Source organism: Enterobacter sp. B79-1 (assembly GCF_057444735.1).
This window is the reverse complement of sequence record NZ_JBYAZJ010000004.1, coordinates 122,899-136,104: the sequence shown is the minus strand read 5'-3', so window position 1 is coordinate 136,104 and position 13,206 is coordinate 122,899. Positions and strand designations below refer to the sequence as shown.

At 56.8% G+C, this 13,206-nt stretch carries 12 protein-coding genes and 1 riboswitch; of the genes, 6 read left to right on the top strand and 6 right to left on the bottom strand.

All coding sequences use genetic code 11. The features are described from left to right. Positions 1-57: 57 nt before the first annotated feature. A complete protein-coding gene (plsY, locus tag AC2T6E_RS13520; protein ID WP_010435699.1) occupies positions 58-672 on the bottom strand; it encodes a glycerol-3-phosphate 1-O-acyltransferase PlsY in 615 nt (204 codons plus the stop codon). Positions 673-779: 107 nt separating this feature from the next. Between plsY and folB the strand changes: the two genes are divergently transcribed. Then, positions 780-1,148 (top strand): bifunctional dihydroneopterin aldolase/7,8-dihydroneopterin epimerase, encoded by a 369-nt coding sequence (folB, locus tag AC2T6E_RS13515; RefSeq protein ID WP_148400548.1) that lies wholly within the window; start codon positions 780-782, stop codon positions 1,146-1,148. Positions 1,149-1,254: 106 nt separating this feature from the next. Further along, positions 1,255-2,076, top strand: coding sequence for an undecaprenyl-diphosphate phosphatase (gene bacA / locus AC2T6E_RS13510; RefSeq protein WP_010435693.1), 822 nt, complete (start codon positions 1,255-1,257; stop codon positions 2,074-2,076). 13 nt (positions 2,077-2,089) lie between these two features. Here bacA and AC2T6E_RS13505 read toward each other — a convergent pair whose 3' ends face one another. After that, entirely contained in the window at positions 2,090-3,331 is a 1,242-nt protein-coding gene (locus tag AC2T6E_RS13505; RefSeq protein WP_341495288.1) for a multifunctional CCA addition/repair protein, read from the bottom strand. A gap of 60 nt (positions 3,332-3,391) precedes the next feature. Further along, positions 3,392-4,012, bottom strand: coding sequence for a TIGR04211 family SH3 domain-containing protein (locus tag AC2T6E_RS13500; protein WP_010435686.1), 621 nt, complete (start codon positions 4,010-4,012; stop codon positions 3,392-3,394). A gap of 237 nt (positions 4,013-4,249) precedes the next feature. On the opposite strand from AC2T6E_RS13500, the gene AC2T6E_RS13495 reads away from it, so the two are divergent. Genes AC2T6E_RS13495 through hldE form a run of 3 tightly spaced genes read left to right on the top strand, consistent with a single transcriptional unit; the run spans position 4,250 to position 9,899 of the window. After that, positions 4,250-5,551 (top strand): CYTH domain-containing protein, encoded by a 1,302-nt coding sequence (locus AC2T6E_RS13495; protein ID WP_486692139.1) that lies wholly within the window; start codon positions 4,250-4,252, stop codon positions 5,549-5,551. 18 nt (positions 5,552-5,569) lie between these two features. Further along, positions 5,570-8,428 (top strand): bifunctional [glutamate--ammonia ligase]-adenylyl-L-tyrosine phosphorylase/[glutamate--ammonia-ligase] adenylyltransferase, encoded by a 2,859-nt coding sequence (gene glnE, locus AC2T6E_RS13490; RefSeq protein WP_486692321.1) that lies wholly within the window; start codon positions 5,570-5,572, stop codon positions 8,426-8,428. A gap of 40 nt (positions 8,429-8,468) precedes the next feature. Beyond that, the gene (gene hldE / locus AC2T6E_RS13485; RefSeq protein ID WP_260662560.1) at positions 8,469-9,899 is read left to right on the top strand and encodes a bifunctional D-glycero-beta-D-manno-heptose-7-phosphate kinase/D-glycero-beta-D-manno-heptose 1-phosphate adenylyltransferase HldE; all 1,431 of its coding nucleotides are present in this window, start codon (positions 8,469-8,471) and stop codon (positions 9,897-9,899) included. A 115-nt stretch (positions 9,900-10,014) separates the two neighbouring features. Here the strand turns inward: hldE and ubiK are convergent, their stop codons facing one another. Further along, positions 10,015-10,311 (bottom strand): ubiquinone biosynthesis accessory factor UbiK, encoded by a 297-nt coding sequence (gene ubiK / locus AC2T6E_RS13480; RefSeq protein ID WP_013098757.1) that lies wholly within the window; start codon positions 10,309-10,311, stop codon positions 10,015-10,017. Positions 10,312-10,432: 121 nt separating this feature from the next. Further along, positions 10,433-10,583, top strand: a riboswitch (FMN riboswitch). Positions 10,584-10,689: 106 nt separating this feature from the next. On the opposite strand from ubiK, the gene ribB reads away from it, so the two are divergent. Then, positions 10,690-11,343 (top strand): 3,4-dihydroxy-2-butanone-4-phosphate synthase, encoded by a 654-nt coding sequence (ribB, locus tag AC2T6E_RS13475; protein WP_010435670.1) that lies wholly within the window; start codon positions 10,690-10,692, stop codon positions 11,341-11,343. Between the two features lie 44 nt (positions 11,344-11,387). Here the strand turns inward: ribB and AC2T6E_RS13470 are convergent, their stop codons facing one another. Further along, entirely contained in the window at positions 11,388-12,452 is a 1,065-nt protein-coding gene (locus AC2T6E_RS13470) for a fimbrial protein (RefSeq protein ID WP_458667613.1), read from the bottom strand. Then, the gene (locus AC2T6E_RS13465) at positions 12,436-13,197 is read right to left on the bottom strand and encodes a fimbrial biogenesis chaperone (RefSeq protein WP_120158613.1); all 762 of its coding nucleotides are present in this window, start codon (positions 13,195-13,197) and stop codon (positions 12,436-12,438) included. Before AC2T6E_RS13465 ends, AC2T6E_RS13470 begins: the two co-directional genes overlap by 17 nt. Positions 13,198-13,206: the final 9 nt, after the last annotated feature.

The window sequence follows — 13,206 nt, the reverse complement described above, 5'->3', positions numbered from 1 at the left end:
TTACCACAGGCAGAAGGTGACCAAAATCACATTTGGTTATAAGGCATAACGAACGCTTTATTTAGCGTCTTTCTTCTTACGCTTGAGCTTCGTCCAGATCTTGGTTTCCTGACGACGCCACAGGCGCTGAATATTGTCGTGATGGCGCAGCAGGATCAGGCAGGAGAGCATCGACACCGGGAAGGTGAACTGGGGTTTAAACCACCAGACGTAGAACGGGGCAATCAGCGCGCTGACGATCGCGCCCAGCGACGAGTAGCCGCTCAGAAGAATGGTGAGCAGCCAGGTCCCGGCCATCACGCCGGTGAGATCCCAGCCGATAGGTGCAATCGCACCGAAGGCCGTCGCAACGCCTTTTCCGCCTTTAAAACCAAAGAAAACGGGCCAGATATGGCCGACGCAGGCGGCGATGGCGATAAGACCGAGCCAGAACGGCGTGACGCCCAGCGCATACGCGCCCCAGACGGGTAGCATCCCTTTCAGAACATCAAAAATCAAAACCGCTACGGCTGCTCCCTTGCCGCCAATTCGTAGTACATTGGTCGCCCCCGGATTCCCGGAACCACTTTCGCGTGGGTCAGGCAACCCGGCGATGCGGCAGACCAGAATGGCGCTGGAGATTGAGCCGCAAAGGTAGGCGAGGATAATCATTCCAGGCGCGATTGCACTCATAACGCTGTTCCGTTTTGAAAATGTATCTGTATTCTCAGCATCTGTGGATAATACGCATAATTCGCCGGAAGTGGTATCCGGTTTAGCCAAAAAGCAGGCAGGTCGTGATGGATATTGTATTTATAGAGCAACTTTCGGTAATCACCACTATTGGTGTTTACGACTGGGAACAGACCATTGAGCAGAAGCTGGTGTTCGATATCGAAATGGGCTGGGATAACCGCGCGTCGGCAAAAAGCGACGATGTGAATGACTGTCTGAGCTATGCCGACATCAGTGAAACGGTCATCAACCATGTGGAAGGGCAGCGTTTTGCGCTGGTGGAACGCGTGGCGGAAGAGGTGGCGGAGCTACTGCTGACCAAATTTAACTCGCCATGGGTACGCATCAAGTTAAGCAAACCGGGGGCGGTAGCGCGCGCTGCCAACGTAGGCGTGATTATCGAGCGTGGCAATAATCTGAAAGCAAAGATTTAACGTCATAATCGCTAAACCATTTTAGGTTATACCGGTCATAAAGCTGTATCTTTCACGGTTGTCCACGTGGGACACCGTTTTTTTATATCTTTTTAGGGGTTTATAGATGAGCGATATGCACTCGCTGCTGGTGGCGGCAATACTGGGTGTGGTCGAAGGATTGACGGAGTTTTTGCCGGTTTCCAGTACGGGCCATATGATTATCGTCGGCCACCTGCTGGGCTTTGAGGGCGATACCGCAAAGACGTTCGAAGTGGTGATTCAGCTGGGTTCTATTCTGGCGGTTGTGGTGATGTTCTGGCGTCGTCTGTTTGGCCTGATCGGCATTCACTTTGGACGTTTGCCGCAGCGTGAAGGGGAAGGCAAGGGCCGTCTGACGCTGATTCACATTCTGCTCGGCATGGTCCCGGCGGTCGTGCTGGGGCTGGTATTCCACGACACCATCAAATCGCTGTTTAACCCGATTAACGTGATGTATGCGCTGGTGGTTGGCGGTTTCCTGCTGATTGCAGCAGAAGTGCTGAAACCTAAAACCCCGCGTGCGGAAGGTCTGGATGATATGACCTACCGTCAGGCGTTTATCATTGGTTGCTTCCAGTGTCTGGCGCTGTGGCCGGGCTTCTCGCGTTCAGGGGCGACCATTTCTGGTGGCATGCTGATGGGTGTGAGCCGTTATGCCGCGTCGGAATTTTCATTCCTGCTGGCGGTGCCGATGATGATGGGTGCCACCGTACTCGACGTCTATAAGAGCTATCACTTCCTGACGGCTGGCGACATTCCGATGTTCGCCGTGGGCTTCATCACCGCCTTCATCGTGGCGCTGATTGCCATCAAAACCTTCCTGCAGCTGATCAAGCGTATCTCGTTCATTCCGTTCGCGATCTACCGCTTTATCGTCGCGGCTGCGGTGTACGTGGTCTTCTTCTGATGACCAACGGCCCTCAGTCTTTTGGCTGAGGGCAACGCTTTTCCTTCCATGCCGCAACGGCTTCTGTCCTGCGTTTCGTCAACTCTTCCCGAATTTCCGGTCCTTTGAATCCTGCTTCAACAACATCTTTCGTGGGTACGGCTTTCGCCACGTCCCAGGCTTCACGCAGCAAACGGCCTTGTGGGTAATCGCAGGCCTCAAACCCGGTGCGACCGCGCACGTCGGCTTCGCTGGTCAGGGCGATCTGCTCCACGCGCTGGGGTTTACGCCAGGCGTCGATATTATCGAACAGCTTAACGATGGTGGCCGGTTTCAGGATCGGGAAGGTATGGATGAGATCGTGGAACTCTGCCACCAGTTTTGCCAGGTCGCGGATCTCATTCGGCACGCGCAGCCGCTGGCAAATGCCTTCGACCAGCTTCACGCCTGCCGGACCGTGTCCGTGATGGCGCGGCCAGAACGCCTTCGGCGTTAACCCTTTGCCGAGATCGTGGCACAGAGTGGAAAAACGCACGTCCACGTCCGGGCTGAGCATGGCGGCCATGCTGAGCGTCATCAGGGTATGAATACCGGTATCAATTTCCGGGTGCCATTTCGCCGGGGCGGGGACGCCGAACAGCACGTCGATTTCCGGGAACAGCACTTTCAGCGCGCCACAGTCGCGCAGCACCTGGAAAAAGACCTGCGGGTTGCGGGTCGTGAGGGCGTTTTCCGTCTCTTTCCAGACGCGTTCTGGCGTCAGGTGTTCCAGTTCGCCCGCTTCGGTCATCGCGGTCATCAGCGCCATGGTTTCATCAGCGATACGGAAACTGAGATGCGCATAACGCGCGGCGAAACGCGCCACGCGCAGCACGCGGAGCGGATCTTCAGAAAAAGCCGGGGAAACGTGACGTAAAAGACGGTCGCGCAGATCGTCCTGACCGCCGTAGGCATCAATGATCTGGCCGTGCTCGTCCTGCGCAAGGGCGTTGATGGTGAGATCGCGGCGCAGCAGATCCTGCTCCAGCGTCACATCCGGGGCGGCATAGCAGGTAAAACCGGTATAGCCAGAGCCGGATTTTCGTTCGGTACGCGCCAGGGCGTACTCTTCACGGCTTTTAGGATGAAGAAAAACGGGAAAATCGCGGCCTACCTGCTGGTAGCCCGCGTCGAGCATCTCTTCGGGGGTGGCACCTACCACCACCCAGTCTTTATCTTTGACCGGCAGACCTAACAACGCATCACGTACCGCACCACCGACCAGATAACTCTTCACACCAACGCTCCCGTTTTCTCTTTTCGCAAGATAATACGTAAGTGTGGCAGAGAAGACGAGTTAGTTCATCCAGCGGTCTTTGCGCTTACGGCTTGGGATCAGCATTGGCAGCACCAGACCCAGCACCAGACCGACGCCCAGCACGCCGCCGCCATACATGAACCACTGCATGATGATGGTGCGCTGTTTATCATCAAGCTGCAGGTTGGCGGCATTCACTTTCTTCTGCGCGACAATCAGCTCGTTTTTCAGCTTCTGGTTCTCTTCCTTCAAACCGTTGATCACACCGTCGCTCTGGGCCACTTTCTGCTGCATTTCTGCCGTGCGCTGGTTCCAGGTGTTATCGATGTTGGTCAGCTTATCGGTCAGGGTTTTCACCTGGTTTTCCAGGTCCGGCACGCGGGTGCGCAGGCTTGGCACGTTGCTCAGCTCTTTCAGCGGGATCCAGGAGGTGCGGCCGGAGCTGTCGCGTACCTGACCGTAGTTGGTGTCTGCATTGGTTTGTAACAGAACCACTTCCTCGCCGGCATTTACCGTGCCCACGAGGCGATAATTGTCCCCAGGGCCACTGCGTACCCAGGTGTTCAGTTCATCAGAAACGTAACGCTTCTCTTCAGCGTGGACCGCGGTTGCGGCGCTAAAAGCGAGTAAAGTAAGTCCAATCAGGCGTAATTTAAGCATATCAGTCGTTATTTTCATAAATAGTGGAACGATAGTAGTGGTATCAGTGTCTCTACGCAAAGGATTCGTCATCAATCGGAATCATCTGTGTCGTGATTTCCACCTCTTCAAACTTTTACGCCCGTCAAATTGCTCATTGCGTGGTAATTTGGCGCAAAATACTATGTACTGACAAACAAATGGCGAGGAAGTTCGCCTTCATCGACGCGTCTGTGACGCAGGCAAAAGTACAAGGCTATGGCACAAGAAATCGAATTAAAGTTTATCGTCGAAAAAGACAGCGTTGACGCGCTCCGTCAGCATCTGCACACGCTTTCCGGCGAACACCATGAACCGGTACAACTGCTTAATATCTATTACGAAACGCCGGATAACTGGCTGCGTCGTCACGATATGGGCCTGCGCATCCGTGGCGCGAGCGGGCGCTACGAGATGACGATGAAAATTGCCGGTCGCGTGGTGGGCGGTTTGCACCAGCGTCCGGAATACAATATCGACATCAGTAAGCCAGAACTTGAGCTTGAACGTTTTCCGGCTGAGGTCTGGCCGGAAGGCACTCTCCCGGCAACCTTATCCGCAGAAGTACAGCCGCTGTTCAGCACCGATTTCTGGCGCGAAAAATGGCTGGTGACGGAAGGCAAAAGCCGCATTGAAATCGCCCTCGATCTGGGCGAGGTGAAGGCGGGGGAGATCCAGGAGCCGATTTGCGAACTGGAGCTTGAACTGCTGGAAGGCGACGCCAACGACGTGCTGAAGCTGGCACGCAGGCTGGTGAACCAGTCCGGATTACGTCAAGGAAGCCTGAGTAAAGCCGCGCGGGGCTACCATCTGGCCGCCGGAAATGCGCCGCGCGTGCTGAAAGAGACGACCATTTTGCACGTTGCGCCGAAAGCCAGCGTTGAACAGGGTCTGGAAGCCGCGCTGGAGCTGGCGCTTTCCCAGTGGCAGTACCACGAAGAGCTGTGGGTGCGTAATGTGAAAAACGCGAAATCCCACGTGTTGGCGGCTATTGCCCTGGTGCGTCATACTCTTGCGTTGTTCGGCGGTATCGTTCCTCGCAAAGCGAGTGCTCACTTACGCGATCTGCTGACGCAAACCGAAGCGCTGATACTCTCGGACGTATCCGCGCAAACGGCAATCTACAGCCCGCAAACCGCCACGGCAAAACTGGCGCTGACCGAGTTTCTGGTGACGCGAGGCTGGCGTACTTTCCTTGATGCAAAAGCGCAAACAAAAATCGCGGAAAACTTCAAACGTTTCGCGGATATTCATCTTTCCCGCCATGCCGCCGAACTGAAGACCACGTTTGCCTGCCCGCTGGGCGATCAGTATGGCGATCAGCTTCCCCGTCTTTCGCGCAATATCGACAGCATGGTGCTTCTGTCTGGAGCTTATGACGGCGTGAAGGCGCAGGCCTGGCTGGAGAACTGGCAGGGGCTGAAACACGCCATTGAAACCCGCCAGCATATTGAGATTGAGCATTTCCGTAACGAGGCCATTTCGCAGGAGCCGTTCTGGCTGCACAGCGGAAAACGTTAACTCTGGCAAGGAACCCCAATAATGCCGCTTTCTTCGCAATTACAGCAGCAGTGGCAGACCGTTTGCGAACGTCTGCCCGAGTCATTACCGGCCTCATCGTTAAGCGAGCAGGCAAAGAGCGTGCTCGCCTTCAGTGATTTTGTGCAGGAAAGTATCGCCGCCAACCCGGACTGGCTGGCAGAGCTTGAGAACGCACCGCCACAGGCGGACGAGTGGCAGCATTATGCGGGCTGGCTGCAAACCGCACTCGAAGACGTAGCGGATGAAGCGACGCTGATGCGCGTCCTTCGCCAGTTCCGCCGTCGGGTCATGGTACGCATTGCCTGGGCGCAGTCGCTGGAGCGGGTAAGCGAAGAGAGCACCTTGCAGCAGCTAAGCGAGCTGGCGCAAACGCTGATTGTCGCCGCGCGCGACTGGCTCTACGCCGCCTGCTGTAAAGAGTGGGGCACGCCGTGCAGCGAGGAAGGGGTTCCTCAGCCGCTGTTGATTCTGGGAATGGGCAAGCTCGGCGGCTGTGAGCTGAACTTCTCCTCCGACATCGACCTGATTTTTGCCTGGCCCGAGAACGGCTCCACGCGCGGCGGCCGACGCGAGCTGGACAACGCCCAGTTCTTTACCCGCCTCGGCCAGCGTCTGATTAAGGCGCTGGACCAGCCCACGCAGGACGGTTTTGTCTACCGCGTGGACATGCGCCTGCGTCCGTTTGGCGACAGCGGCCCGCTGGTGCTGAGCTTTGCCGCGCTGGAAGATTACTACCAGGAGCAGGGGCGCGACTGGGAGCGCTACGCGATGGTCAAAGCGCGGATCATGGGCGACAGCGACGACGCTTACGCCAACGAGCTGCGCGCCATGCTGCGCCCGTTCGTGTTCCGTCGCTATATCGACTTCAGCGTGATCCAGTCCCTGCGTAATATGAAAGGGATGATCGCCCGTGAGGTGCGCCGTCGCGGTCTGAAGGACAACATCAAGCTCGGCGCGGGCGGCATTCGCGAAATTGAATTTATCGTGCAGGTCTTCCAGCTTATTCGCGGCGGGCGCGAGCCATCGCTGCAGTCCCGCTCGCTGTTGCCGACGCTGAGCGCCATCGAGCAGCTGCACCTGCTGCCGGAAGGCGACGCGCAAACCCTGCGCGAGGCCTATCTGTTCCTGCGCCGTCTGGAAAATCTGTTGCAAAGCATCAACGACGAACAGACCCAGACTCTGCCGGGCGACGACCTGAACCGGGCGCGTCTGGCCTGGGGCATGCGCGTGAATGACTGGGCTGCGTTAACCGAGCGGCTGGATGCCCATATGGCGGGCGTGCGCCGCATCTTTAACGACCTGATTGGCGATGACGAAAGTGAGTCGCAGGACGATGCGCTTTCCGAGCACTGGCGCGAGCTGTGGCAGGACGCGCTTCAGGAAGATGACACGACCCCCGTGCTGGCGCACCTGAGTGACGATGCCCGTCATCGCGTGGTGGCGCTAATCGCGGATTTCCGTCTCGAACTGAACAAACGCGCCATTGGCCCGCGCGGTCGGCAGGTGCTGGATCACCTGATGCCGCACCTGCTGAGCGAGGTCTGCTCGCGGGCGGACGCGCCGGTGCCGCTGTCGCGCATGATGCCGCTGCTGAGCGGGATTATCACGCGTACCACCTATCTGGAGCTCCTGAGCGAGTTTCCGGGGGCGCTCAAGCATCTGATTTCCCTCTGTGCCGCGTCGCCGATGGTGGCGAACAAGCTGGCACGTTACCCGCTGCTGCTGGATGAGCTGCTCGACCCGAACACGCTGTATCAGCCCACGGCGACGGATGCCTACCGCGACGAGCTGCGTCAGTATCTGCTGCGCGTGCCGGAAGAAGATGAAGAGCAACAGCTTGAGGCGCTGCGCCAGTTTAAGCAGGCGCAGATGCTGCGCGTGGCGGCGGCGGATATCGCCGGAACGCTGCCAGTGATGAAAGTGAGCGATCACTTAACCTGGCTTGCGGAAGCGATTATCGACGCGGTAGTGCATCAGGCGTGGGTGCAGATGGTGGCGCGCTACGGCCAGCCGAAACACCTGGCCGACCGTGAGGGTCGCGGCTTCGCGGTGGTGGGCTACGGCAAGCTTGGCGGCTGGGAGCTGGGATACAGTTCTGATCTCGATCTTATTTTCCTGCACGATTGCCCGGTTGACGTGATGACCGACGGCGAGCGTGAAATTGACGGGCGCCAGTTCTACCTGCGTCTGGCGCAGCGCATCATGCACCTGTTCAGCACCCGCACCTCGTCGGGCATTTTGTATGAAGTGGATGCCCGTCTGCGTCCGTCAGGCGCGGCGGGCATGCTGGTGACCTCAACGGAATCCTTCGCCGATTACCAGAAGAATGAAGCCTGGACGTGGGAGCATCAGGCGCTGGTGCGTGCACGCGTGGTGTATGGCGATCCGCAGCTCAAAACGCAGTTTGACGTCATCCGCAAGGAGGTCATGACCACCCCGCGTGACGGCAGTACGTTGCAGACCGAAGTGCGCGAAATGCGCGAGAAAATGCGTGCGCACTTAGGCAATAAACATCGCGATCGCTTTGATATTAAAGCCGACGAGGGCGGGATTACCGATATTGAGTTTATTACCCAGTATCTGGTGCTGCTGCACGCCCACGACAAGCCGAAGCTGACGCGCTGGTCGGATAACGTGCGCATTCTGGAACTATTGGCGCAAAACGACATTATGGACGAGCAGGAGGCGCAGGCTTTAACCCGCGCCTACACCACGCTGCGCGACGAGCTGCATCACCTGGCCTTGCAGGAGCAGCCTGGGCATGTGGCGCTGGATTGTTTCATCGCTGAACGCGCTCAGGTAACGGCCAGCTGGCAGAAGTGGCTGGTGGAACCGTGCGTAACAAATCAAGTGTGATATTATCGCGCGCAAATTGTGAATCTTTCTGGAGTCAGGAATGAAAGTAACACTGCCAGAGTTTGAACGTGCTGGGGTAATGGTTGTTGGGGATGTGATGCTGGATCGCTACTGGTACGGCCCGACCAGCCGCATCTCTCCGGAAGCACCGGTACCGGTGGTTAAGGTCGACACCATTGAAGAGCGTCCCGGCGGCGCGGCAAACGTGGCGATGAACATTGCCTCTTTGGGCGCGCAGTCGCGTCTGGTGGGCCTGACCGGCATCGACGATGCGGCGCGCGCGCTGAGCAAGTCGCTGGCGGACGTGAACGTGAAGTGCGATTTCGTTTCTGTTCCGACCCACCCGACCATCACGAAACTGCGCGTGCTGTCGCGTAACCAGCAGCTGATCCGCCTCGACTTTGAAGAAGGTTTTGAGGGCGTCGATCCTGAGCCGCTGCACGAGCGTATCAATCAGGCGCTGGGCAATATCGGCGCGCTGGTGCTGTCCGACTACGCCAAAGGCGCGCTGGCGAGCGTGCAGACGATGATTAAGCTGGCGCGTAAAGCCAACGTGCCGGTGCTGATCGACCCGAAAGGAACCGATTTTGAGCGCTATCGCGGCGCGACGCTGCTGACGCCAAACCTCTCCGAGTTTGAGGCGGTGGCGGGCAAGTGCAAAACCGAGGAAGAGCTGGTTGAGCGCGGCATGAAGATCATTGCAGATTTCGAGCTGTCCGCGCTGCTGGTGACTCGCTCCGAGCAGGGGATGACGCTGCTGCAGCCGGGCAAACAGCCGCTGCATATGCCAACCCAGGCGCAGGAAGTGTACGATGTGACCGGTGCCGGTGATACGGTAATTGGCGTCCTGGCGGCGACGCTGGCGGCGGGTAATTCCCTCGAGGAAGCGTGCTACTTTGCGAACGCGGCGGCGGGCGTGGTGGTCGGTAAACTCGGGACGTCTACCGTTTCGCCAATCGAGCTGGAAAACGCGGTGCGCGGTCGTGCCGATACCGGTTTTGGCGTGATGACCGAAGACGAGCTGAAGGTGGCCGTCGCCGCCGCGCGCAAGCGTGGTGAAAAAGTGGTGATGACCAATGGCGTGTTCGACATCCTGCACGCGGGTCACGTTTCGTATCTGGCAAACGCGCGCAAGCTGGGCGATCGCCTGATTGTGGCGGTCAACAGCGATGCGTCGACGAAACGCCTGAAGGGTGAAACGCGTCCGGTGAACCCGCTCGAGCAGCGAATGATTGTGCTCGGCGCGCTGGAAGCGGTGGACTGGGTGGTGTCGTTTGAAGAAGACACGCCGCAGCGCCTGATTGCCGGTATTCTGCCGGATCTGCTGGTGAAGGGCGGCGATTATAAGCCGGAGCAAATCGCGGGTAGCGAAGAGGTCTGGGCCAACGGCGGTGAAGTGATGGTGCTCAACTTTGAGGACGGGTGCTCAACCACCAACATCATCAAGAAGATTCAGAAAGACAGTCAGTAAAAAACGGGCCATTTGGCCCGTTTTTTTATGTCGGGTGGCGGCTGCGCCTTACCCGACCTACGCGTTCATGTAGGCCCGGTAAGGCGTAGCCGCCACCGGGCACAACAGGCCGCGCTTACGCCTGGTCATCCACCGGTGGAATAGCCGGTGCCGGTTTCACTTCTTCCGGGGTATTGCGGTTTTCCAGCTCGGTCAAACGCTGTTCCAGCAGTGCCAGCTTTTCGCGGGTGCGCAGCAGAACCTGCGTCTGCACGTCGAACTCTTCACGGCTCACTAAATCAAGGCGAACCAACTGCGCCTGCAGCGTCTGGCGGATTTTCTTCTCAACGTCATCACCAAATTCACGAATGCCTTTTGGCATGGACTCGTGAACCTGACGCGCAATTTGCTCAATTTTCTTCGGGTCAATCATAGTGGCTTCCCTTGATAAAACGGTGTTGATGAACATTGTAGCGCGTCATGCTCCAGGATAAAGCAGATTTGTTTGAAGCTTATGCATTGCCCAGGTTAATCAATAGCGTTATAGTTATCTCGCTTATTCTCAGGGCGGGGCGAAATTCCCCACCGGCGGTAAATCAGCTTAACGCTGAAAGCCCGCGAGCGCTTTGGGTGAATACTCAAAGGTCAGCAGATCCGGTGTAATTCCGGGGCCGACGGTTAGAGTCCGGATGGGAGAGAGTAACGATCCAGTCGGGCATGGGCCCGCTCACGTTATCTTTTTGCCGCTTATACGGCGCTCCTAAGACTGCCCTGATTCTGGTAACCATAATGTTAATGAGGTTTTTTTACCATGAATCAGACGCTACTTTCCTCTTTTGGCACTTCAACTCAACGTGTTGAACATGCACTGGATGCACTGCGCGAAGGCCGCGGTGTGATGGTGCTTGACGATGAAAACCGTGAAAACGAAGGCGATATGATTTTCGCCGCCGAAAACATGACCGTTGAACAGATGGCGCTGACCATCCGTCACGGCAGCGGCATCGTATGCCTGTGTATTACCGAAGATCGTCGTAAGCAGCTCGAGCTGCCGATGATGGTCGAAAACAATACCAGCGCCTTCGGTACCGGTTTTACCGTGACCATTGAAGCGGCGCATGGCGTGACCACCGGTGTGTCTGCGGCTGACCGTCTGACCACCGTACGTGCAGCGATTGCCGATGGTGCTAAGCCGTCCGACCTGCATCGTCCAGGCCACGTCTTCCCACTGCGCGCACAGGCGGGCGGCGTGCTGACCCGCGGCGGTCACACCGAAGCGACGATCGACCTGGTAACGCTGGCAGGCTTCAAACCTGCAGGCGTGCTGTGTGAACTGACCAACGATGACGGCACCATGGCGCGCGCGCCGGAGTGCATCACCTTTGCCCGTCTGCACAATATGCCGGTGGTAACGATCGAAGATCTGGTTGAGTATCGCCAGGCGCACGAGCGCAAAGCCAGCTGAAATGGCTGATGTGAAAAAGCCGGGGAAACCCGGCTTTTTTGTGTCTAGTTATAGTTAATTTTGAACAGAACTACCGTTTCGAACGGGCCGGACTGAATGGCTTGACCCTCTACGGGCGATAGCTCTGCCGTGTAGGTTTGCTCATATTGCAACGTGCTGCCCGTAAAATCAGCATACTCTTCATAGTGGTTGAAGGTGTAGGGCTGCTGCGTTTTGTTAAGGATCCGCAGCTTTAAGCCGTTCCCGACCAATAACGCCGTATCGTCGGTGCTGAGTGACTCTGTGGTATAGAACGACGAATCCATTTTGAACCCATCTGAACATTGCGCATCCTGCACTTTGGTTGTTCGTACCGAAAATGTGCGAGTGCGCGTCTGCTGATTCACAATGTCGCGCGCGCTAAAAGTGCCGAAATCAATCTCCTGGTTCTCAGGGTAAATACTGAACGTCGCCCCGCAGTCCAGAACGGTAATATTTTGCAGGCCGTTAATATGATATTTGAGGTTTTTCGCGTCCACCATCTGGTTAACCCCACCTTTTCCGTCAAACTGCACGACGATGTAATCCCCCAGAGAGCTGACATAGCCGTGGGGCGGCATCGCTTTGATTTTGACGTATAAACGCAGGCGAGCGACAAAAGTACGTGAAGTGTGAATATCGTCCGGGTTACCGGAACAGATGCGATTTTCCCATCCCATTTGTCGAATCTGGTCAGGGGTATAAATTGTGATGTTTTGGTTGTCCAGACACTGTCGGGTATCGACGCCGTTGGGCTGGCCTGTTGCATCGTAGTCTATCCCTTCATAGGTTACCCCAAGTTCATAATAGGGATCGGTAGCAGAAGGATATGGGTTCACCCAGCCAAAAACGTCTTCAGGTTGAAAACTGCTCGTGACGTTGTGATCGCACGTCACCGGGATTTTGATGTCATCTGACTCCCAGATTTTTTCACCCACCTGCGCATTACTGGGAATAGCAAACGGCGAGATCGTTTTGACCTCTTCAACGGGGCCGCCGGAACCGCCCAGGTAGCAGTCAAGCGCCAGCGCGTCTTTTAAAGGCAGCACTGAGAGCAGCAATATGAACAATACCTTAGCGAGATTTTGCATCTTTTTCGATCTTCCTTTCGCTGAGCGTGCACTGCGCCGTTCCCGCACACTGCACGTCGACCTTTTTCAGCGCACCGTAGTCGTCGATGTAACCGATGCTGTAATAATTACCGTGATAGTCACCCGTAGACGTGGTTGCTGTAGCGAAAGGCGCGATCATCAGGCTGTCAAAGCCCGGGAGCATGGTCTTAGCATTCTTGCTGAGCCACGCGAGGGTGATGTAATACGGCGTGGGGTTATGCACGGTCAGCCCTTTGGCATTGGCTGAAATTTCCATGCGCATTTCCGCCAGCTCACCGGGCTTTTTGGTAATCGCTTTTGGGCGCCAGAACAGTTTGATCCTGCTCTGCATCGCGACCTGCATGACGCTGCGTTCCTCGCTGGCGCTGCTGCTTTTCGGCGGCACTTCGCGCAGGTTGAAATAAAACAGGGATTCTCTGTCTTTCGGCAACTGGCTGGTGGCTGCTTGCTTAACGATCCTGATCTGCGATGCGGAACCCGCTTCAAGGCGTTGAATGGGAGGGAGCGCCATGAAATGCGTGTCTTCTTTCCGGCCTTTTTCATCTTCAATCCAGGAGAGCGCCAGATAAGGCAACGCCTTACTCTGGTTTTCAACCTTCAGGCTGCTGGCTTTGTCGCTTTCCGGGAAGACAATGCGCGTGCGGTCGAGGTTTACGGCCGCGTGGGTGGTGAATGCTGCGCCGGCCAGCATCAGGCACAGGCTTTTGAGTAGGGTTAATTTCATCATGGTTTC